The sequence below is a fragment of the Mixta hanseatica genome (genome assembly GCF_023517775.1).
GTDB classification, from domain to species: domain Bacteria; phylum Pseudomonadota; class Gammaproteobacteria; order Enterobacterales; family Enterobacteriaceae; genus Mixta; species Mixta hanseatica.
The window spans coordinates 2,061,585-2,080,976 of sequence record NZ_CP082904.1 but is presented as its reverse complement, the minus strand read 5'-3'; the positions used below and the strand labels follow the sequence as shown (position 1 = coordinate 2,080,976).

The 19,392-nt window shown below is 55.6% G+C and carries 18 protein-coding genes; 6 read left to right on the top strand and 12 right to left on the bottom strand.

Annotation, left to right across the window (positions count from 1 at the left end; all coding sequences use genetic code 11):
• Nucleotides 1-41: 41 nt before the first annotated feature.
• From betA to betI, 3 genes are read right to left on the bottom strand one after another with little or no spacing between them, the layout of a single operon-like run.
• Nucleotides 42-1,727: a choline dehydrogenase gene (gene betA / locus K6958_RS10115; protein WP_249894509.1), complete on the bottom strand. Its 1,686-nt coding sequence runs from the start codon at nt 1,725-1,727 to the stop codon at nt 42-44.
• Nucleotides 1,728-1,769: 42 nt separating this feature from the next.
• Nucleotides 1,770-3,230 (bottom strand): betaine-aldehyde dehydrogenase, encoded by a 1,461-nt coding sequence (betB, locus tag K6958_RS10110; RefSeq protein WP_249894508.1) that lies wholly within the window; start codon nt 3,228-3,230, stop codon nt 1,770-1,772.
• An 11-nt stretch (nt 3,231-3,241) separates the two neighbouring features.
• The gene (gene betI / locus K6958_RS10105; RefSeq protein ID WP_249894507.1) at nt 3,242-3,847 is read right to left on the bottom strand and encodes a transcriptional regulator BetI; all 606 of its coding nucleotides are present in this window, start codon (nt 3,845-3,847) and stop codon (nt 3,242-3,244) included.
• A gap of 162 nt (nt 3,848-4,009) precedes the next feature.
• On the opposite strand from betI, the gene betT reads away from it, so the two are divergent.
• From betT to gstA, 3 genes are all read left to right on the top strand, one after another.
• A complete protein-coding gene (gene betT, locus K6958_RS10100) occupies nt 4,010-6,019 on the top strand; it encodes a choline BCCT transporter BetT (RefSeq protein ID WP_249894506.1) in 2,010 nt (669 codons plus the stop codon).
• 534 nt (nt 6,020-6,553) lie between these two features.
• Nucleotides 6,554-8,041 carry a dipeptide/tripeptide permease DtpA gene (dtpA, locus tag K6958_RS10095; protein ID WP_249894505.1) on the top strand — a complete coding sequence of 496 codons (1,488 nt, stop codon included), beginning with the start codon at nt 6,554-6,556 and terminating at the stop codon, nt 8,039-8,041.
• A gap of 123 nt (nt 8,042-8,164) precedes the next feature.
• Nucleotides 8,165-8,770, top strand: a complete 606-nt coding sequence (gstA, locus tag K6958_RS10090) for a glutathione transferase GstA (RefSeq protein WP_249894504.1) — start codon at nt 8,165-8,167, stop codon at nt 8,768-8,770.
• Between the two features lie 51 nt (nt 8,771-8,821).
• On the opposite strand, the gene pdxY is transcribed toward gstA, so the two are convergent.
• The 5 genes from pdxY to anmK form a co-directional block, all read right to left on the bottom strand.
• The gene (gene pdxY, locus K6958_RS10085) at nt 8,822-9,682 is read right to left on the bottom strand and encodes a pyridoxal kinase PdxY (RefSeq protein WP_249894503.1); all 861 of its coding nucleotides are present in this window, start codon (nt 9,680-9,682) and stop codon (nt 8,822-8,824) included.
• A 57-nt stretch (nt 9,683-9,739) separates the two neighbouring features.
• On the bottom strand, nt 9,740-11,014 hold the full coding sequence (gene tyrS, locus K6958_RS10080) for a tyrosine--tRNA ligase (RefSeq protein WP_249894502.1): 1,275 nt from the start codon (nt 11,012-11,014) through the stop codon (nt 9,740-9,742).
• Between the two features lie 133 nt (nt 11,015-11,147).
• Nucleotides 11,148-11,804, bottom strand: a complete 657-nt coding sequence (gene pdxH, locus K6958_RS10075; protein WP_249894501.1) for a pyridoxamine 5'-phosphate oxidase — start codon at nt 11,802-11,804, stop codon at nt 11,148-11,150.
• A 58-nt stretch (nt 11,805-11,862) separates the two neighbouring features.
• A complete protein-coding gene (locus K6958_RS10070) occupies nt 11,863-12,174 on the bottom strand; it encodes an MliC family protein (RefSeq protein ID WP_249894500.1) in 312 nt (103 codons plus the stop codon).
• A 19-nt stretch (nt 12,175-12,193) separates the two neighbouring features.
• Nucleotides 12,194-13,312: an anhydro-N-acetylmuramic acid kinase gene (anmK, locus tag K6958_RS10065; RefSeq protein WP_249894499.1), complete on the bottom strand. Its 1,119-nt coding sequence runs from the start codon at nt 13,310-13,312 to the stop codon at nt 12,194-12,196.
• A 287-nt stretch (nt 13,313-13,599) separates the two neighbouring features.
• Between anmK and slyB the strand changes: the two genes are divergently transcribed.
• On the top strand, nt 13,600-14,067 hold the full coding sequence (slyB, locus tag K6958_RS10060; protein WP_249894498.1) for an outer membrane lipoprotein SlyB: 468 nt from the start codon (nt 13,600-13,602) through the stop codon (nt 14,065-14,067).
• 53 nt (nt 14,068-14,120) lie between these two features.
• Here slyB and slyA read toward each other — a convergent pair whose 3' ends face one another.
• The 4 genes from slyA to K6958_RS10040 form a co-directional block, all read right to left on the bottom strand.
• A complete protein-coding gene (gene slyA / locus K6958_RS10055) occupies nt 14,121-14,564 on the bottom strand; it encodes a transcriptional regulator SlyA (RefSeq protein WP_249894497.1) in 444 nt (147 codons plus the stop codon).
• A 426-nt stretch (nt 14,565-14,990) separates the two neighbouring features.
• Nucleotides 14,991-15,512 (bottom strand): superoxide dismutase [Cu-Zn] SodC, encoded by a 522-nt coding sequence (sodC, locus tag K6958_RS10050; RefSeq protein WP_249894496.1) that lies wholly within the window; start codon nt 15,510-15,512, stop codon nt 14,991-14,993.
• 91 nt (nt 15,513-15,603) lie between these two features.
• Nucleotides 15,604-16,500, bottom strand: a complete 897-nt coding sequence (locus K6958_RS10045) for an aldo/keto reductase (RefSeq protein ID WP_249894495.1) — start codon at nt 16,498-16,500, stop codon at nt 15,604-15,606.
• Nucleotides 16,501-16,571: 71 nt separating this feature from the next.
• On the bottom strand, nt 16,572-16,811 hold the full coding sequence (locus tag K6958_RS10040) for a DUF1289 domain-containing protein (RefSeq protein WP_249894494.1): 240 nt from the start codon (nt 16,809-16,811) through the stop codon (nt 16,572-16,574).
• A 201-nt stretch (nt 16,812-17,012) separates the two neighbouring features.
• On the opposite strand from K6958_RS10040, the gene eptA reads away from it, so the two are divergent.
• Together eptA and K6958_RS10030 are read left to right on the top strand one after the other, a co-directional pair.
• The gene (gene eptA / locus K6958_RS10035; RefSeq protein WP_249894493.1) at nt 17,013-18,650 is read left to right on the top strand and encodes a phosphoethanolamine transferase EptA; all 1,638 of its coding nucleotides are present in this window, start codon (nt 17,013-17,015) and stop codon (nt 18,648-18,650) included.
• 38 nt (nt 18,651-18,688) lie between these two features.
• Nucleotides 18,689-19,279 (top strand): TetR/AcrR family transcriptional regulator, encoded by a 591-nt coding sequence (locus tag K6958_RS10030; RefSeq protein WP_249894492.1) that lies wholly within the window; start codon nt 18,689-18,691, stop codon nt 19,277-19,279.
• The last annotated feature ends 113 nt before the right edge of the window (nt 19,280-19,392 follow it).

Genomic DNA, 19,392 nt, shown 5'->3' with positions numbered 1-19,392 from the left:
CTTTCACTGACCGACTCAGGCTCTGCTGACCGGCTTATTGATTATGCGCTCTCCCGCGCATCCGCTTCGGCAATATCCTGTTCGCGCTGCAGGCGATAATAGTCCGCTTGCGACGGCGCGATTGGCTGTTTGCTGCGGATCAGATCGGACATCTTCTCGGCAATCATCACCGTCGGCGCGTTCAGGTTGCCGGTGGTGATTTGCGGCATAATCGAGGCATCCACGACGCGAAGCTGCTGCAGGCCGTGCACCCGCCCTTCGCTGTCCACCACGTCCATTTCGCCGTATCCCATGGCGCAGCTGCCGCAGGGATGATAGGCGGTTTCCGCATGTTGGCGAATGAAAGCGTCGATTTGGTCATCGCTCTGTACCGCCAGCCCTGGCTGGATCTCCGCTCCACAGTAAGGTTCCAGCGCCGGCTGACGCATAATCTCACGCGTCAGACGCACCGCCGCGCGAAACTCGACCCAGTCGCGCTTCTCGGACATATAGTTAAAGAAAATCGACGGCGCCTCATAAGGATCTTTCGACTTCAGCTTGATACGTCCCCGGCTCATAGAACGCATCGGCCCAACGTGCGCCTGGAAACCATGCTCTTTAACCGGGCTGCTGCCGTTGTAGTTAATCGCCACCGGCAGAAAGTGATATTGCAGATCCGGCCATTCCGGATGCTTGTCGCTGCGGATAAAACCGCCCGCTTCAAACTGATTGCTGGCGCCGATGCCGGTTCCTTTCAGCAGCCACTCAGCGCCGATCGCCGGCTGGTTCCACCATTTCAGCGCCGGATAGAGAGAAATTGGCTCTTTGCAGCGGAACTGCATATAAATTTCCAGATGATCCTGCAGATTACGCCCTACGCCCGGCAGCGCATGCACCACATCGATATCCAGCTCGCGCAGCCACTCTTCCGGCCCCACGCCGGAACGTTGCAGGATCTGCGGTGAGGCGATCGCGCCCGCGCAAAGCAATACTTCACGTCGCGCGCTGGCCTGCTGACGCACGCCCTTACGCAGCCAGGTTACGCCAGTGGCGGTTTTACCGGTAAACAGAATACGATCGGTTTGCGCATGGGTGATAATGGTCAGGTTAGGACGCTGCTTCGCCACATCCAGATAGCCGCGCGCGGTGCTGGAACGACGCCCCTGCGGCGTAACGGTGCGATCCATCGGGCCAAAGCCATCCTGCCGATAGCCGTTCAGATCGTCAGTTTCGTGATGTCCGGCCTGCTTTGCCGCCTCGATAAAGGCGCGATAAAGCGGATTGTTGCCGACTTTCGGCGTGGTTACGCTCAGATAGCCGTCGCCGCCGTGATAGTCGTTTTCGCCGATATCGCGCTTTTCCGCCCGACGGAAATAGGGCAAACAGTGCAGATAGGACCAGCTTTCCAGTCCTGCTTTTTTGGCCCAGCCATCATAATCGAGCGCGTTGCCGCGGATGTAACACATGCCGTTAATCAGGGAGGAGCCGCCCAGTCCTTTGCCGCGTCCGCACTCCATGCGACGATCGTTCATATGGGGTTCGGGATCGGTCTCGTAAGCCCAGTTGTAGCGTTTACCCTGTAACGGATAGGCCAAAGCGGCTGGCATTTGGGTACGGAAGTCCCAGCGGTGATCGCGTCCGCCGGCTTCCAGTAACAGTACCGATACGTCAGCATCCTCGGTAAGACGCGTCGCCAGCACATTGCCCGCTGAACCAGCGCCGATAATGATGTAATCAAATTCCTGCATTAAACCTCCAGCAGCCGGCGACCTGCGCCGCCGGTATCGTCATTAAAACGCTGACGGATAGTCTCCCATCTCGATCAGCACGGATTTGGTTCGGGTATAGTGCTGCAGCGTATCCAGCCCGTTTTCACGCCCCACGCCCGACTGCTTGTAGCCGCCAACCGGCATCGGCGCCGGCGACTCTCCCCAGCTGTTAACCCAGCAGATACCGGCTTCCAGCTGATGGATAACGCGGTGCGCCCGGTTCAGCGACTGGGTGAAAATGCCGCCCGCCAGACCGTAGCCGGTGGCGTTAGCGCGCTGGATCGCCTCATCTTCATCGTCAAAGGTGAGAATGCTCATCACCGGACCGAAGATCTCTTCCTGTACAATGCGCATCTCATCGTGACAATCGCTGAACACCGTCGGCTCTACGTAGTAACCTGCCGCCAGCGCCCCTTCGGTGATGCGTTGGCCGCCGGCCAGCAGGCGTGCGCCCTCCTCTTTACCCAGTTGCAGGTAGGAGACCACTTTTTCGCAGTGCTGCGCGCTGACCAGCGGACCAAAGTTAACCGTCGGATCGCGCGGGTCGCCGGTTTTGATGCGCGCCATTTTTTCCAGCAGTCGTTGCTCAAACGCCGGTAGCAGCGAGCGCTGCACGAAGACGCGCGTGCCGTTGGTGCAAACCTGCCCGCTGCTGTAAAAATTGGCCATCATGGCGCCATCCACGGCGCGCTCCAGATCGGCATCGTCAAATACAATCAGCGGCGACTTGCCGCCCAGCTCCATGGTGACCTCTTTCAGGTTAGCCAGCGCCGCATCCGCCATGACCCGCTTGCCGGTATTCACTTCCCCGGTAAACGAGATTTTTTCAATATCCGGATGCTGGCTCAGCGCCTGTCCTACCTCGGCTGCGCCCTGCACCACGTTGAATACGCCATCCGGCAGGCCCGCTTCGCTGTAGAGCTTCGCCAGCTCCAGCGCGCTCAGCGGCGTGACTTCGCTGGGCTTAAACACCATCGCATTGCCAGCCGCCAGCGCGGGCGCGCTCTTCCACAGCGCGATCTGGATCGGATAGTTCCATGCGCCAATACCAGCGCAGACGCCCAGTGGCTCACGACGGGTATAAACCAGCGCGCTGTCACGCAAAGGGATTTGTTCACCCTGCAGAGCGGGCGCCAGACCGGCGTAATACTCCAGTACGTCAGTGCCGGTAACGATATCCACCGTCGCCGTTTCGCTAATCGGCTTGCCGGTATCGGCGGTTTCCAGTTCCGCCAGCGTCTGGTTACGCTCACGCAGCAGCGCGACCGCCTTCAGCAACACGCGGCTGCGCTCGACCGGCGTGTAGCTGCGCCAGATACGCTGCCCGGCCAGCGCACTGGCGACGGCGCGATCCACATCGTCACGGCTGGCGGCGCTGATTTCCGCCAGTACCTTGCCAGTAGCGGGATTGATGCTGGTAAAAGTGGCTCCCCGGCCCTGTTCCTCACGACCGTTGATATAGTTTCCGCGGCGTTCCGCCATGATTCCTCCTGTTAATCCGTATTCTGCCCCGGCGACTGCAGCCAGAGCGCGAGATTCTGATAGCAGAGCGATCGGGCCCGCTCGAGTCCGTCTTCAATTGGCAGCGGCGCCAGCGTCATACGCAGCCACAGACCATCGATCACCGCCGCCATACTGCTGCCTGCCGCCCGTGCCTGCTCACGCGGCATCACACGGGCAAACTGCGCGGTAAGGTTCGACCACAGCCGTCGATCGTTGATGCTTTGCAGACGCTGCAGCCTGGGCTGATGCAGGCTGTTGGTCCAGAACACCAGCCAGGTTTTCAGTACCGGCGCATCAACCTGTGACAGGTCAAAATTGCCGTCGATAATGGCGCGGATCTGCGCCTCCGGCGTATCCGGCGCCTGACGTCTTTGCCGCTCGACCGCCAGGTAGAGATCGGCCAGGATTTGCCGCATACAGGCGTCCAGCAGACCATTTTTATCGCCAAAATAGTGGCTGACGATGCCGGTTGAGACACCCGCCTCTTTGGCAATCACTACGATACTGGCTTCCGCCAGCCCAACCCGATCAATCACCGTCAGGGTGGCTTTAATCAGCTGCGCCTGGCGTATAGCTTTCATTCCGACTTTTGGCATCGTCCTGTCACTTCTCACCGTTAAAGTCCTTATAGGCTAGCTTTTTTATATTGAACGTTCAATCAATAAAACCTACTATCTATAACAAATGGATAACAAAACCTTGAACTTTACAGGGGCTTTCCGGCAGGGATGATTTACCGACTTTGATGAGGAGCAGGCATGCCAGGGTCACAAGACCGACAACTTATTCAGTCAGTTACGCTTAACCGAGCGGTGTTTTACGGCGCCGCGCTAATTATTGTGCTCTTTTCCGCCGGCGTGCTGGCCTTTCCTCAACAGGCAAGCCTGATATTGGGCAAGGCGCAGACCTGGGCCTCCGCCACCTTTGGCTGGTATTACATGTTGGTGGTGGCGTTCTATCTCGGCTTTGTGCTGTTTGTCGCCCTGTCTCGCTATGGTGATATTAAGCTGGGCCCGGATCACGCCACGCCCGATTTCAGCTATGGCAGCTGGGCAGCGATGCTATTTTCCGCCGGCATCGGTTCCGAGTTGCTGTTTTTCGGCGCGTCTGAACCGCTGGATCATCTACTGCAGCCGCCAGAAGGCGTGGCAGGCTCCGCGCAGGCGGCGCGCGACGGGATGGTGCTGACTATGATGCACTGGGGCTTACACGGCTGGGGCATTTATACCCTGGTGGCGATGGCACTGGCCTATTTTGCTTACCGGCATAATTTACCGCTGGCGCTGCGATCCGCTTTCTATCCACTGATCGGCGATCGCATTAACGGCCCGGTCGGCCATGCGGTGGATATTTTCGGCATCGTCGGCACCATGTTTGGCCTGGCGACCAGTCTGGGGATCGGCGTGATGCAGATTAACTCCGGCATCAGCTTTTTAACCGGCATCGCCCAAAGCCATACCATGCAGGTCATCCTGATTGTCGTGGTGATGGGTGCCGCCACCCTGTCAGCCGTCAGCGGCGTGGATAAGGGCATCCGCCGGATGTCAGAGCTGAATATGCTGCTGGCGCTGCTAATGTTCTTCTTTGTGCTGTTTGCCGGCCCAACGGGCCATCTGCTCAACGCGCTGGTGCAAAACTTTGGCGATTACTTCACCAGCCTGCCACGCAAAACCTTCGATCTCTACGCCTATAGCGACAGCGGCAAAGAGCGCTGGCTGGGCAGCTGGACCGTCTTTTACTGGGCGTGGTGGATTGCCTGGTCGCCGTTTGTCGGCATGTTTATCGCACGTATTTCCCGTGGCCGTACCCTGCGCGAGTTTGTGATCGGCGTGTTACTGATCCCGATGGGCTTTACCCTGGCCTGGCTGTCGGTCTTCGGCAACAGCGCCCTGAGCTTCTTCCAGCACGGCATGAAACAGCTGGGCGATATTGCGCTCAGCGAGCCGGCGATGGCAGTTTACCATATGCTCTCCAGCTATCCGCTGGCGACGCCGCTCATTGTGCTGGCGGTGATTATCTGCTTTATCTTCTTTGTTACTTCCGCCGATTCCGGCGCGCTGGTCGTCGCCAATCTCTCGTGCACTGGCGACAGCAGCAGCGATGCGCCAAACTGGCTGCGTATTTTTTGGGCGGCTGCGGTCTGTATGCTGACGCTCTCTCTGCTGTTTGCCGGCGACTATACCTCATTGCAAACGGCTGTGGTGCTGAGCGCCTTGCCCTTCTCGCTGGTACTGGTGCTGTTTGTGGTGGCGATGTATCGCGCGCTGCATCATGAAAAGCAGCGTGACCGCAGCCGGTCGCTGGCGATAGCCTCACCGCTGCTGAACGGTCGCTATCGTCCTGGCCATACCAGCAGCTGGCGCCGCCGCCTGAACCGGGCCATCTCTTATCCGGGGCGCGATATGGTTTATCGTTTTATGGATGAGACGGCGCGTCCGGCGCTGAGCAAGGTGGTAGAAGTACTGGAAGAAAAAGGCCTGCAGGTAGAAAGCGATCTTTCGCCGCATGATTTTTCAATGAGCATACGCGTCGAACATGGCGATGAGGCGCCGTTTGTTTATGGCGTTCAGATGCAGGGATACCGCACTCCTTCGTTTATGCGGCGCGGCAGTAGTTTACCCACCGCCAGTCGTTATTATCGTGCCGAAGTCCATTTGTGGGAAGGTAGCCAGGAATATGATCTGGTGGGTTATACCGAGGAGCAGATAATTAACGATATTCTGGATCACTATGAACGACACCTGCAGTACCTGCATTTAATTCGCTAATTTCCCTTTTTAGCCGGGCATAATATAGCTTTGCCCGGCTTATCTGGCTTAATATTTCATCAACCCTTAATTTTCGCCTTAAATTAATCCTCTAAAACGTGATCGCGCTCACATCGCAACGCTTATCAATTAAACCTGTTACGTAACGCATTATAAATATTCACAAAATTGTTATAAAACCGCCCACGCCAGCCATTTATTCTGCATTATTAGGGATTATTTATATGACATAAGGTTAAACTGTTAACCAGAAAACAATCGCTCTGCTGCCAGCTTTCGCCCGGAAAAAATAACATATTATTCCGTCAATAAAATATCAAACAGCACTTAACACTATTTAACAAGGCCAACTCTTACCGTTAACCCTGACGGCGACCCTACAGATAGCAAATAAAAAAACACTTGCCACTCGTGACCGGATAGGAGAAATTAACCGCCGTTTTTTCAGATTTTATTACAGAATCGTGCGCCGGTTTCGCCAGCGACGCGGTCTTATTTCCTGATGAAAATCAGGTTGAAACAACAGAGGTAACAGTGTCTACAGCAAACAAACACACTGATGAGGCGGCAAGCCTCAACGCGTTCAAACAACCAAAAGCGTTTTATCTGATCTTTTCTATCGAACTTTGGGAACGTTTCGGTTACTACGGCCTGCAGGCCATTATGGCGGTCTACCTGGTTAAACAGCTGGGAATGTCCGAGTCTGATTCGATCACGCTTTTCTCCTCCTTTAGCGCGCTGGTGTATGGCCTGACCGCCATCGGCGGCTGGCTGGGCGATAAAGTATTAGGCACCAAACGCGTTATCGTGCTTGGCGCGCTGGTGCTGGCGGTAGGTTACAGCCTGGTGGCCTGGTCAGGGCATGATGTGTCGATGGTTTATATCGGCATGGCCACCATCGCGATGGGGAGCGGCCTGTTTAAAGCCAACCCGGCTTCTCTGCTCTCTACCTGCTATGACAAAGATGACCCGCGTATCGATGGTGCTTTCACCATGTTCTATATGTCGATCAACGTGGGTTCACTGGTCTCTATGATGCTGACGCCGTGGCTGGCGGCCCGCTACGGCTGGAGCGTGGCCTTTGCGCTTTCCGTGGTTGGCCTGGCGATCACGGTGGTTAACTTCCTGCTGTGCCAAAAAATGGTCAAGAACTACGGTTCTAAGCCCGATTTCGCTCCGCTGAATATGGGTAAACTGCTGGCAACGCTGGTAGGCGTGGTGGTGTTAATTTCTGTCGCCACCTGGCTGCTGCATCATCAGTTCATTGCCCGTATCGTACTGGGCGTGATTGCGCTGGGCATCATCCTGGTCTTTGCTAAAGAAGCGTTCGCCTTACAGGGCGCGGCGCGCCGTAGAATGATCGTCGCCTTCCTGCTGATGATAGAAGCGATTGTGTTTTTCGTACTCTATATGCAGATGCCGACCTCGCTGAACTTTTTCGCCATCCGCAACGTGGAACACAGCATCCTGGGCATCACTTTCGAACCTGAACAGTATCAGGCGCTGAACCCGTTCTGGATCATGGTCGCCAGTCCGATTCTGGCTGCCGTTTACAATAAAATGGGCGACCGCCTGCCAATGCCGCATAAGTTTGCTATCGGTATGGTGCTTTGCTCCGGCGCCTTCCTGGTGCTGCCGCTGGGCGCCAGCTTTGCTAATCAGATGGGCATCGTCTCGGTTAACTGGCTGATCCTGAGCTATGCGCTGCAGAGTATCGGCGAGCTGATGATTTCAGGCCTGGGTCTGGCGATGGTCGCGCAGCTGGTGCCGCAGCGTCTGATGGGCTTTATTATGGGCTCGTGGTTCCTGACCACCGCCGGTGCGGCAATGATTGCCGGTAAGGTCGCGAACCTGATGGCGGTGCCGGAAGGTATCAACGATCCGCTGCAGTCACTGCAAATTTACAGCGATGTGTTCCAGAAAATTGGTATCGCCACCGCGGTTATCGCCGTGCTGATGCTGCTGACGGCGCCGATCCTGAATCGAATGACTATCGATCATGACGCGCCTAAACAGCCTTAAGCGACTGGCGTAACGCAGCAGAAAGCCGTCCTCGTGACGGCTTTTTTTATGCTTTTTTACGCTGACATTTCAGGTTGCTCGCAGTAGGATGATGCTCACCCCGCATGCAACAAGGAGCATTGTATGAAACTGTTCAGTAAGGCCGGTGCCTGTTCCCTTTCTCCCCATATCATCCTGCGCGAGTGCGGCCTGGATTTCACCCAGGTGAATGTCGATTTAGCCAGCAAGAAAACCGAGCGCGGTGAAGATTATTTGCAAATCAACCCCAAAGGACAGATACCCGCGCTGGAACTGGATGATGGCACGCTGCTCACTGAAGGCCCGGCCATTGTGCAGTATCTGGCCGATCTAAAACCCGATCGCCAGCTGCTGGCGCCTGCCGGAAGCCTGACGCGCTATCATACGCTGGAGTGGTTAAGCTATATCGCGGCCGAGCTGCATAAGGGCTTTACGCCGCTGTTCCGCCCGGATACGCCAGAAGAATACAAGGCGCAGCAGCGCCAACAGCTGGAGCGTAAATTCCGCTATATCAATAATCAATTACAGGATAAGCAGTGGCTGGTGGGGACGCGCTTTAGCGTGGCGGACGCCTATCTGTTTGTGGTGACGCGCTGGGCCAAAGCGGTGCAGCTTGATCTGAACGGTCTGGAGGCGCTGTCAGCCTGGCAGGCGCGCGTCGCTGAACGTCCTGCGGTGGTCGCCGCGTTGAAGGCGGAAGGATTAGCCTGATGCTAAACGGGACGCCAGCGCGTCCCGTTATTTCTGCTATGCCATGGCGGCTTAGAGTTTTTCCGCCACAAAGTGCTGCTGCGGCTGCGCAATCCGATCCTGCGCCGCCACCAGCTGAAGCTCATATTCGCCCATTTCATGGGTCTTCAACATGACTTCATACACCGCTGCAGTGATGTGCTCCAGCGACTGTTTCAGCGTCTCTCCCTTTAGCAGATTTACCAGCAGCAGGCCGCTGGTTAAATCGCCAACGCCTACCGGCTGTCTGACGCCGAAATCGATCAGCGGACGGCTGATATGCCAGGCCTCCTGCGTGGTCACCAGCAGCATTTCAAAGCGATCGCTACGGCGACCGGCACGCGCCAGATGCTTAACCAGCACAATTTTTGGTCCTTGCGCAATCAGCTTACGTGACACTGTCACGGCTTCTTCTACCGTTGCCACGCTGCTGCCGCTCAGCATTTCCAGTTCCAGCAGATTCGGCGCGATGATATCGCTGGCCGGCAGCGAGGATTTACAGTGAAACTCCGCCACGCCCGGCGCCACGATACAGCCTTTCTCAGGATGGCCCATCACCGGATCGCAGAAGTACCAGGCATCGGGATTCGCCTGTTTCACCTGGCGGACGATTTCCAGAATCTGTTCGCCCTGCTCGGCGGAACCAAGATAGCCGCTCAGCACAGCATTGCAGGTTTTTAAGCGATCGATATCGGCAATGCCTTTAACAATATCAGTGAGATGCGATGCCGGCATCACGGTGCCGGTCCAGTGCCCATATTGCGTATGGTTAGAGAACTGGACGGTATTTAACGGCCAAACGTTGGCGCCCATACGGCGCATCGGGAATTCCGCCGCGCTGTTGCCGGCGTGACCAAAAACTACGTGAGACTGAATAGCGAGAATATTTTTCATGTTAAACCTGCACAGCCCTGCCAAAAAAAGAAGGCCGGTCGAACCGGCCTTTTATATTTATTTCCAGCACACCAGACAATAGTGCTTTTTACCACGACGCAGCAATGTATAACGGCCAAACAGCTTATCGCTGTCGCTGAAGCGATATTCCGCATCAGACTGTTTTTCACCGTTAACCGTCACCGCGTTGGAATTGATCATGGTACGCGCCTGACCGCGTGACGGCACCAGTTCCGCGTTAACTAACGCCTGCTGCAGATCGGCCTCGTCGTCCAGCGCAATGGTCGGCATGCCGTCCTGCGCCAGCTGTTCGAAATCCGCTTCGGTCATTGCGCTCAGGCTGCCGGAGAACAGGCTCTGCGTGATACGCTGCGCGGCGGCGAGACCTTCTTCTCCATGCACCAGCCGGGTTACCTGCTCGGCCAGTACATACTGGGCTCGCGGCGCTTTACCGCTGTTTTTATCTTCTTCTTCCAGCGCATTGATCTCTTCAATGCTCATAAAGGTAAAGAATTTCAGGAAGCGATAGACATCCGCATCGGCGGTGTTGATCCAGAACTGATAGAATTTGTATGGACTGGTTTTCTTCGCGTCGAGCCATACCGCGCCACCTTCCGTCTTACCAAATTTGGTGCCGTCGGATTTAGTGATCAGCGGAACGGTCAGGCCAAAGACCTGATTCTGATGCAGACGACGCGTCAGATCGATGCCGGAGGTGATATTGCCCCACTGGTCAGATCCGCCAATCTGCAGCGCCACGCCATAACGCTCGTTCAGGCAGGCGAAATCATAGCCCTGCAGCAGGTTATAGGAGAACTCGGTAAACGAGATGCCCTGATCTTCACGGTTCAGACGCTGCTTTACCGCTTCTTTGTTAATCATCTGGTTAACAGAGAAGTGCTTGCCAATATCGCGCAGGAAGGTCAGCACGTTCATGCTGCCGAACCAGTCGTAATTATTGGCTGCGATAGCGCTGTTGTCACCACAGTCGAAATCCAGGAACGGGGCGACCTGCCGGCGGATTTTTTCTACCCATTCATTCACTGTTTCAGTCGTGTTCAGCTTGCGCTCTGCCGCCTTGAAGCTGGGATCGCCAATCAGTCCGGTGGCGCCGCCCACCAGCGCAACGGGTTTATGTCCCGCATCCTGGAAACGTTTCAGACAAAGCAAAGGTACCAGATGGCCCAAATGCAAGCTGTCGGCGGTAGGATCGAAGCCGCAATAGAGAGCGATTGGCCCTTGCGCCAGTCTCTCTGCTAACGCATCCTCGTCCGTTACCTGGGCGATGAGCCCCCGCTCTTGCAATTGTTTAATCAGGTTACTGCTGGTCATTAAAGACTCCATGTTGTAACGACTGCACCTATGCTGGTACACAGCTTTCCGCTGACGTGCGGAGAAATGAAGGCGTATAGAATAAAGCGCCGTTGCCGCCAGCGCCAGCGCCTCAGGCGGATATTTCGTGAATTCAGGGTGCCAGCCGATCGATTTTCCAGCACTCGCCGTCGCGCTGATAGAAAAAGCGATCGTGTAGCCGGTTCTCGCCGCCCTGCCAGAATTCCATGGCGTCAATTTTTACCCGAAATCCGCCCCAGAAGCTGGGCAGCGGCACTTCGCCCTGACTGAATTTCTGTTTCAGCTCCAGAAATTTGCTTTCCAGCACGCCGCGGGCGGAAATACGGCTCGACTGCTGAGAAACCCAGGCGCCAATTTGACTATCGCGCGGTCGGCTGTGGAAGTATTTCACCACTTCCAGCGTCGAAAGTTTTTCCACCTCGCCGAGCACCATGACCTGACGCTCCAGGAAATGCCAGGGAAACAGCAGGCTCACGCGCGGGTTAGCGGTCAGCTGCTGCGCCTTACGGCTGCCCAGGTTGGTATAGAAAATCATACCGCGCTCGTCGTAATGCTTTAGCAGTACGATACGCTGATAAGGTTGGCCTTGCGCATCGACCGTCGCCACGCACATCGCAGTGGGATCGGGCAACTGGGCATCGCAGGCCTGACGCAGCCACTGCTCAAATAACGCCAGCGGCTGTTCGGGCAGATCCTTACGGCGCAGGCCGCCGCGCGTATATTCGCGGCGTAAATGGGCAATCTGTTGCAAACTATCCTTTTCACTCATAACCGAATTCCACCAAAGCTAAGGGGTAAGGCTATTGTGCTATTCCCCTTGATAATATTCAACGCGCCTGCGGCGTTTGCAGCTGACAATCATTCACGATAATGCGCTGATTACGTTCAATAAAGGCGCTATCGCCTTTAGACCAAAAGGTATAAGTGCCGTCGCTGTAGCGCACCCCGGAGGCGGATTCCTGCTCGGTAAGCGTCAGCGGCTGGCCATCCATGATCAAACGCGCCTGCTGCGGGGTTATTTTTACCGTTAGCGGCAGCGTGCCGCAAAGATAGTGTAGCGTCTGCGCTTCCTGCTGAGATTGGCCAAACAGGCTGCAGCCGGACAGCAATACGATCGGCAGCAGCAAATAGTTACGCATAGTCTCTCCTTACAAGGCTTCACAATGGCGGCCGATTGGCCGGATAAATCGCGCCCAGCACGCTGGCTTCGCGCGCGCCAGTAACCGAAGGCAGATTGCCCGGCAGGCCGGATAAGGTGCGGTAAGCCAGCCAGGCGAACGCCAGCCCTTCCATATCGTCGCCATTAATTCCGACTTTATCGGTGGTGGACACTTCGGTGCCGGCCAACAAGGCGGCCAGACGCGCCATCAGCAATGGGTTACGACAGCCGCCGCCGCACACCAGCAACCGATCGCAGCCGCCGCTCAGCAACACCTGCTCGCTGATGGTCACCGCCGTCAGCTCCAGCAGCGTGGCCTGCACATCCTGTGCCGCCACGCCGGGAAAGCGGCTTAGCTGCTTTTCGATCCAGCCGAAATTGAAATATTCCCGGCCGGTGCTTTTCGGCGCCGGCAACGCGAACCAGCCGTCGCTGAGCATCTGCTTCAGTAGCGGCAGAATAACCTGGCCGCCGCCCGCCCAGGCGCCATCCTTATCAAAAGGCAGGCCGCGATGACGCCAGATCCACGCATCCATCAGCATATTGCCGGGCCCGGTATCGTAACCGCCAGGCGCCCTGCCCGGGATCAATACCGAAAGATTGGCAATGCCGCCGATATTCAATACCATGCGCCGCTCCTGTGGATGCATCAACAGCGCCTGATGAAAGGCCGGGACCAGCGGCGCACCCTGCCCGCCCAGCGCCATATCGCGGCGGCGGAAATCACCGACTACGGTGATACCGGTCGCGGCGGCGATCTGGTTATTGTCGCCAATTTGTAACGTGCTCGGCGCATCGCCATAAGGTTCATGCCATACCGTCTGGCCGTGGCAGCCGATAGCGGTAATGTCATCGGCGCTCAGGTTTTGCTGTTTCATAAGCGTTAACACCGCCTCGGCAAACAGGCGGCCAAGACGCGTATCCAGCTGCCCCAGCTGCGACAGCGTCAGGCTTTGCCCCTGATTGATCGCCAACAGCTGCTGGCGTATCGCCTGCGGCACCGGGTGACAGTAGCTGGCCTGTTGCGCCACCATACGTTCATCAATCGCGGCTAGCACCACATCCACGCCATCCAGGCTGGTACCGGACATCACGCCAATATAGCGTCCCGATTTCATTCACTGACCTTACTTCCGCACGGGAAGAGAATCCAAACAGCACTCAGCCTGGCAAAAAACACTGGGTAATTCTATGATTAATTGTCCTTTTTTAAGTACCACCAGCGCTTTTACATTCGGGCATGATTTTTTGCTGGCATAATTGAATCTTTGTTTATCCGGGACGGTCTATGCTCAGTCCTCGTCTTTTTTTCACTATTTTAAAACAGGCGCAGGTTCTGCCGTATAATTAAGTCATCTGTGGCTGCTTTTTCATTGCAGTCAACAATCATGAAAGGAGCTTTATAATGATGAAGCGTTTATTAGTTGTGGCGCTGGCAGGCATTACGCTGGCAGGCTGTGCTAACACGGATACGCTTTCCGGTGACGTGTACAGCGCTAACGAAGCCAAACAGGTGCAGAGCGTAAGCTACGGGACGCTGGTCTCTGTTCGTCCGGTTAAAATTCAGGGCGGCGATGATAATAACGTGATCGGCGCTATTGGCGGCGCGGTGTTGGGCGGCTTCCTGGGTAATACGGTTGGCGGCGGCGCAGGTCGTAGTCTGGCTACCGCGGGCGGCGCGGTGCTGGGCGGCGTGGCAGGTCAGGGCGTGCAGGGCGCGATGAACAAAGCGGACGGTGTCGAGCTGGAAATTCGGAAGGATGACGGCAACACCATTATGGTCGTGCAGAAACAGGCCGCCAGCCGCTATTCCGTAGGCCAGCGTGTGGTGCTTGCCTCTAACGGCAGCCAGGTGACCGTTTCACCGCGCTAAGGCTTGCTGAAAGCAAAAACCGACGCCCCGCGTCGGTTTTTTTATCCTATCCCTCACTCGCTTTTCTTTTGCAGTTCAGCGATATTTTTCTCCAGACGGGCAATCAGCGTAATCAGCTGATCCACTTCACGTTTTGAGATGCCTGCTAAAATATCATCACGCGTGGCATCGATAACATGCTCTACCTGCTGGATAACCGGTTCTGCCGCTTTCGTCAGTTTGATGCGTTTCGCTCGCCGGTCGTTGGCGCAGGTGCAGCGCATAATCAGCCCTTTTTCTTCCAGCTGATCGAGAGTGCGCACCAGTGAAGGCTGCTCAATACCGATAGCTTTAGCCAACTGAATTTGCGACTGATGCGGCGGTAACTGATGAATGTTATGCAAAGTCACCCAATGGGTTTGCGTCAGTTCCAGCGGTTTAAGACGTTGATCAATCAGCGCACGCCAGATGCGCACTAAGCGTGCTAAATCCGTTCCTAATGGCGTATCCAATTTCATCTCCTTATAATTAGCTTGCTAGCAATCAAGCGCGATTTAATCCTATTCTGCGAGTTTATCGGGCAAAATACAAATTCGACACGCTGTAGAAAGCGGGTTCATTCCTGATGCAAACAGCTTGCATCGCTGTATGAGTAAAGTCGGGCGTCTCTTGCCCTGGTGAGTAGCGGAAACTCAGGCGCCAGAGGCGATTAATTGGACGGACATTACGCCGTAACGCACAGAATATTCAGACAGGTGCGCCCTGCTGATCATGCCGGGTCAGGCGGTGGCAGCAATGGGCATCGTCTCAAAGAAGCGATAAAACGTGTTGAATGGCGTATTACCCGGCAAAATCGCGCGTTTGCCGTAAGCGCAGAAAGGTTCGACTTAAAAAAATGCCCGATTCGTAAATCAGGCATCATGCTGGCGGCTTCAGCCAAATAGTTACTTAATGACGCCGCAGGCGTAACGCCCGCCGCCGCCGCCTAACGGTTGTGGGTGATCGCTGTGATTATCGCCGCCCGTATGCACCATCAGCGCCTTGCCGGAAATTTCACTGATTTTTTTCAGTCGCGGCGCCAGCACCGGATAGCTGGCTTCCCCTTCGGCATTCACGTAAAGGGCCGGCAGATCGCCCAGATGCCCTTCGCCCCAGGGACCAAGATGTTTCCCGCTGTTTTGCGGATCAAAGTGGCCGCCCGCCGCGCCCGCCGGCACGGTTTTGCCGTCGGTGGTGGCCGGCTCGCAGCTGCCGTTAGCATGAACATGGAAACCATGAATGCCGGGCGGCAGTTGGGTCAATTTCGGCGTAAAGGTCAGCCCGTAGGCCGTTTCATCAATGGTGACGATGCCAACGGAGGCGCCTACGCCCTCTTTGGTCACGCTATGCAGCGTAACCTCTTCACTGGCTGCCTGAGCGTAGCCGCAGACCAACAGCGCCAACGCTGCCAAACCGTAATATTTCATCCAACCTCCTGCAGATTAATGTCAGCTTGCCTCTACAGCCTGGCGGAAAATAATACTTTAGCCGAACGGGAAGTTATTTTTTTGCGAATCTTTACGGCACATCATAGCCCAGCGCCGCTTTGCGAATGCGGAACCATTGCTGGCGGCTAAGCTCAACTGCGCTGGCTTTATGTGCGGCGCGCACCCGTTCGATTTTACCCGACCCGATCACCGGCAGCGGCATAGAAGGCAGACGCAGAATCCAGGCGTAAACCACCTGTTCCGGCGATTCGGCACTCGTCTCTTCGGCAATAGTCTGGAGTTCAGCGCGCAGCGGCGCAAACTTCTCTTCGCTGAATAGTCGTCCCCCACCAAGGCAGGACCAGGCCATCGGCTTAATGCGTAACTGCTGGCATTGATCGAGCGTGCCGTCTAACAGCACGTCCTGACAGAGCGGAGAAATTTCAACCTGGTTGGTCGCCAACGTAAACGGCAGGCGTGACTGTAACAGGGCAAATTGCGATGGCGTAAAGTTGGAGACGCCGAAATGGCGTACTTTGCCGCTCTGATGCAGCGCGCTAAAGGCCTCGGCAATTTCATCCGCGTCCATTAGCGGATCGGGCCGATGAATTAGCAGCAGATCGAGGTAATCGGTCGAGAAGTGACGCAGGCTGTTTTCCGCGCTGCGGATAATATGCGCTCCATCGGTAATGTAGTGGCCCAGCGTATTTTCCGGTCTGGCGGTGGTGGCGATGCCGCACTTGCTTACCAGCTCCAGGCGGTGACGTAGCGAGGGTTCCAGGCGCAGCGCGGCGCCAAAAGCCGCTTCGCACTGATAATCACCATAAATATCGGCATGATCGACAGTGGTGATGCCCAGCTCCAGATGCTGCTCGATAAATGTCGCCAACTGCTGCGCAGACATTTGCCACTCCATCAACCGCCAGTAGCCCATTACCATACGGGAAAACTCTGGCCCCTGTGGCGCAATACATACGCGTTCTGTCATTTTTTTACCTTTAAGATTCACTTTTCGGGCAGGCAGTATACGCCGACGTCAGCAAAAAAAAGGGACAGATATCAAAACAGTGACGGCTGTTGGGGTTCTTCAGGAGGAGACGCTTTTTCATTGCGATGCAGGCGTAACCAGCGCTGCCGACACAGACGCAGCACTTCGCGCTTGCGCGCATCGCTGTATTGCATCCAGTTAAAGCGCTCTTCGCGGCTGCGCAGACAGCCACGGCAGTAGCCGCGTTCATCCGACTGACAAATACCGCGGCACGGGCTTGGCACCGGGAAAAATTCAAGCTGCTCTGCCACATCGCCTCCTGAGTAAACATCCTCTTTCATTCAAGACAGCTTCAGGCAGGAGCGCAAGCCTGGCGACAAAAATTCATCCTAACGGTGAATAAAAGCACGATAATGATTTGCGGCATGCCAATAGTCACTTTATTAAACCGCTATTAAGGTTTTATTAAGGCTTTTCAACCAGGATACATAAAACCCTCCACTTTTATTTTGATGATGCGGATGCTAAAAAAAATACGCTGTAGTGAATCCTGGTTCCTTATCGGTTGCGCCCTGTTTTTTACCTTTATCCTTAATGCTCAGTTTATTGTACGTGCGGCAGAACGCACGCCCCGAACAGCTCTGCATGATTATCTGTTTATCGCCTCAATTCCGCTGGTGCTGTTTTGCGCCTTTATGCTGATTTTTAGCCTGCTGGCGCTGCCCTGGATTCGCAAACCGCTGCTGATTATTTTGCTGTTGTGCGGCGCGGCGGCAAATTACTTTATGTATAGCTTCGGTACGGTTATTGACACCAATATGGTGCAAAACGTGTTTGAAACCGATCTGCAAGAGGCGACAGCCCTGCTTAGCGTGCGCTACCTGCTGTGGCTGCTGGTGCTGGGTGTGATCCCTGCGCTGATCATAGCGCTAACGAAGATCACCGCTACCCGCCCATGGTGGTTCTCCCTGGCGATGCGGGCGCTATGGGCTATCGGCTCCGTGCTGGTTATTTTGCTGATAGCGGCCCTGATGTATAAGGATTACGCCTCGCTGTTTCGCAATAATAAAGGGCTGGTCAAAATGGTTACGCCCGCCAATGTGGTCAGCGGAGTGATTAACTATGTTGATAATCGTTGGCTGCAGGGCAGCCAGGCGCTGGTGCGCATCGGGCAGGATGCGCATAAAGGGCCGCTGATTAAAACCGCGCAAAAAAAGACGCTGGTTATTTTTGTTCTGGGCGAAACGGCGCGGGCGGAAAATTTCTCACTCGGCGGCTATGGCCGTGAGACCAATCCGCGGCTGAAACAGCAGAACGTAATTTACTGGCAGCACGCCAGCTCATGCGGAACCGAAACCGCTATTTCGGTGCCCTGCATGTTTTCAGGCATGCCGCGCGCGCAATATAACGCCAACCTGGCGCGCCATCAGGAAGGGCTGATGGATGTGCTGGCGCATGCGGGCGTTAACCTCCTGTGGCGCGAGAACGATGGCGGCTGCAAAGGCGCCTGCAACCGTATTCCGCATAGCGATATGACATTATGGAAACTGACGGATCTTTGCCGCAGCGACGCTTGCCTGGATGAGGTCCTGCTGCATCGTTTATCGCACTATATTGATGGCGTGAAAGATGATTCGGTGGTTGTGCTGCATCAGATGGGCAGTCACGGCCCCGCCTACTATTTGCGCTATCCGACTGCGATGCGTCAGTTTACGCCAACCTGCGACAGCAAACAGATTCAGGATTGCGATCATCAGGCGCTGGTCAATACCTATGACAATACGCTGCTTTATACTGATGCAATGCTAAGCGACACCATCGACCTGCTAAAACGGTATCAGGATCGCTTTAACGTGGCGCTGATTTATCTCTCCGATCATGGGGAATCGCTTGGCGAGCACGGTATGTATCTGCATGGCGCGCCTTATCTGTTCGCTCCCAGCCAACAGACGCATATCCCTTTTCTGATGTGGCTCTCTGCCGATTATGCCCGTACGTTTGGCGTTAACCTCTCCTGCCTGCGGCAGCATGCGCAGCAGGATGAGATATCGCAGGATAATGTATTCCATACGCTGTTAGGCATGGTGAACGTTCAAACCCGCCTCTATCAGCCGCATCTTGACCTGTTAACCGCCTGTCAGGCGCATTAGGGTTGCATTAGACCAACTGGTCTATTACCCTGAGCGCTATGAGTAAAACGACCCGACATGATACCCGTGAACAGCTGCTCGCCATCGGCGAGCAGCTCTGTTTGCAACGCGGCTTTACCGGCATGGGGCTGAGTGAACTGCTGGCGCAGGCCGGCGTGCCGAAGGGGTCGTTTTATCACTATTTTCGCTCTAAAGAAGCCTTTGGCGTCGCCATGCTGGAGCGCTATTTCAGCCATGTGCGTCACGACATGCAGATATGGTTCGATGCGCCGTTGCCGCCGCGTCAGCGCCTGCTGGATTACTATCATCAGGCGGAACAGCGCTTTCGCGCAACCGGCCATATTGAAAACTGTCTGGCGGTGAAAATTTCCGCCGAGGTGTGCGACCTGTCGGAAGAGATGAGAGTGGCGCTGGAACAGGGCGCCGCCGCTCAGATGGCGATCCTGGCTACGGCGCTGCGTGCTGCGGTTGCGCAAGAGGCGCTTCGCCTGAGCTGTTCGCCTGAAGCGATGGCGCAGACGCTCTATTCTCTTTGGCTCGGCGCCAGCCTGCAGAGCAAAATACGCCGCGATGGCAGCGCGTTGACCGATGCGCTACAGGCAATTTTACAGCTGCTGCCAGAGAGCTAAATTAAAAAAACCATTTTCAAGACGACTGGTCTACTAATGACTGACCGCGGTTTTTCCAGCTGGAAACAGGCCGCTATACTAAGCTTTTTTGACCGTCATCGGACGATGACACC

Bases quoted from the DNA above. Each gene is read 5' to 3' on its own strand.
- eptA (WP_249894493.1), top strand. From the start codon at position 17,013: ATGATGCGGATGCTAAAAAAAATACGCTGTAGTGAATCCTGGTTCCTT.
- K6958_RS10070 (WP_249894500.1), bottom strand. From the start codon at position 12,174: ATGCGTAACTATTTGCTGCTGCCGATCGTATTGCTGTCCGGCTGCAGC.
- slyA (WP_249894497.1), bottom strand. From the start codon at position 14,564: ATGAAATTGGATACGCCATTAGGAACGGATTTAGCACGCTTAGTGCGC.
- betT (WP_249894506.1), top strand. From the start codon at position 4,010: ATGCCAGGGTCACAAGACCGACAACTTATTCAGTCAGTTACGCTTAAC.
- anmK (WP_249894499.1), bottom strand. From the start codon at position 13,312: ATGAAATCGGGACGCTATATTGGCGTGATGTCCGGTACCAGCCTGGAT.
- betB (WP_249894508.1), bottom strand. From the start codon at position 3,230: ATGGCGGAACGCCGCGGAAACTATATCAACGGTCGTGAGGAACAGGGC.
- sodC (WP_249894496.1), bottom strand. From the start codon at position 15,512: ATGAAATATTACGGTTTGGCAGCGTTGGCGCTGTTGGTCTGCGGCTAC.
- betA (WP_249894509.1), bottom strand. From the start codon at position 1,727: ATGCAGGAATTTGATTACATCATTATCGGCGCTGGTTCAGCGGGCAAT.
- betI (WP_249894507.1), bottom strand. From the start codon at position 3,847: ATGCCAAAAGTCGGAATGAAAGCTATACGCCAGGCGCAGCTGATTAAA.
- slyB (WP_249894498.1), top strand. From the start codon at position 13,600: ATGATGAAGCGTTTATTAGTTGTGGCGCTGGCAGGCATTACGCTGGCA.
- pdxH (WP_249894501.1), bottom strand. From the start codon at position 11,804: ATGAGTGAAAAGGATAGTTTGCAACAGATTGCCCATTTACGCCGCGAA.
- pdxY (WP_249894503.1), bottom strand. From the start codon at position 9,682: ATGAAAAATATTCTCGCTATTCAGTCTCACGTAGTTTTTGGTCACGCC.
- gstA (WP_249894504.1), top strand. From the start codon at position 8,165: ATGAAACTGTTCAGTAAGGCCGGTGCCTGTTCCCTTTCTCCCCATATC.
- tyrS (WP_249894502.1), bottom strand. From the start codon at position 11,014: ATGACCAGCAGTAACCTGATTAAACAATTGCAAGAGCGGGGGCTCATC.
- K6958_RS10045 (WP_249894495.1), bottom strand. From the start codon at position 16,500: ATGACAGAACGCGTATGTATTGCGCCACAGGGGCCAGAGTTTTCCCGT.
- K6958_RS10030 (WP_249894492.1), top strand. From the start codon at position 18,689: ATGAGTAAAACGACCCGACATGATACCCGTGAACAGCTGCTCGCCATC.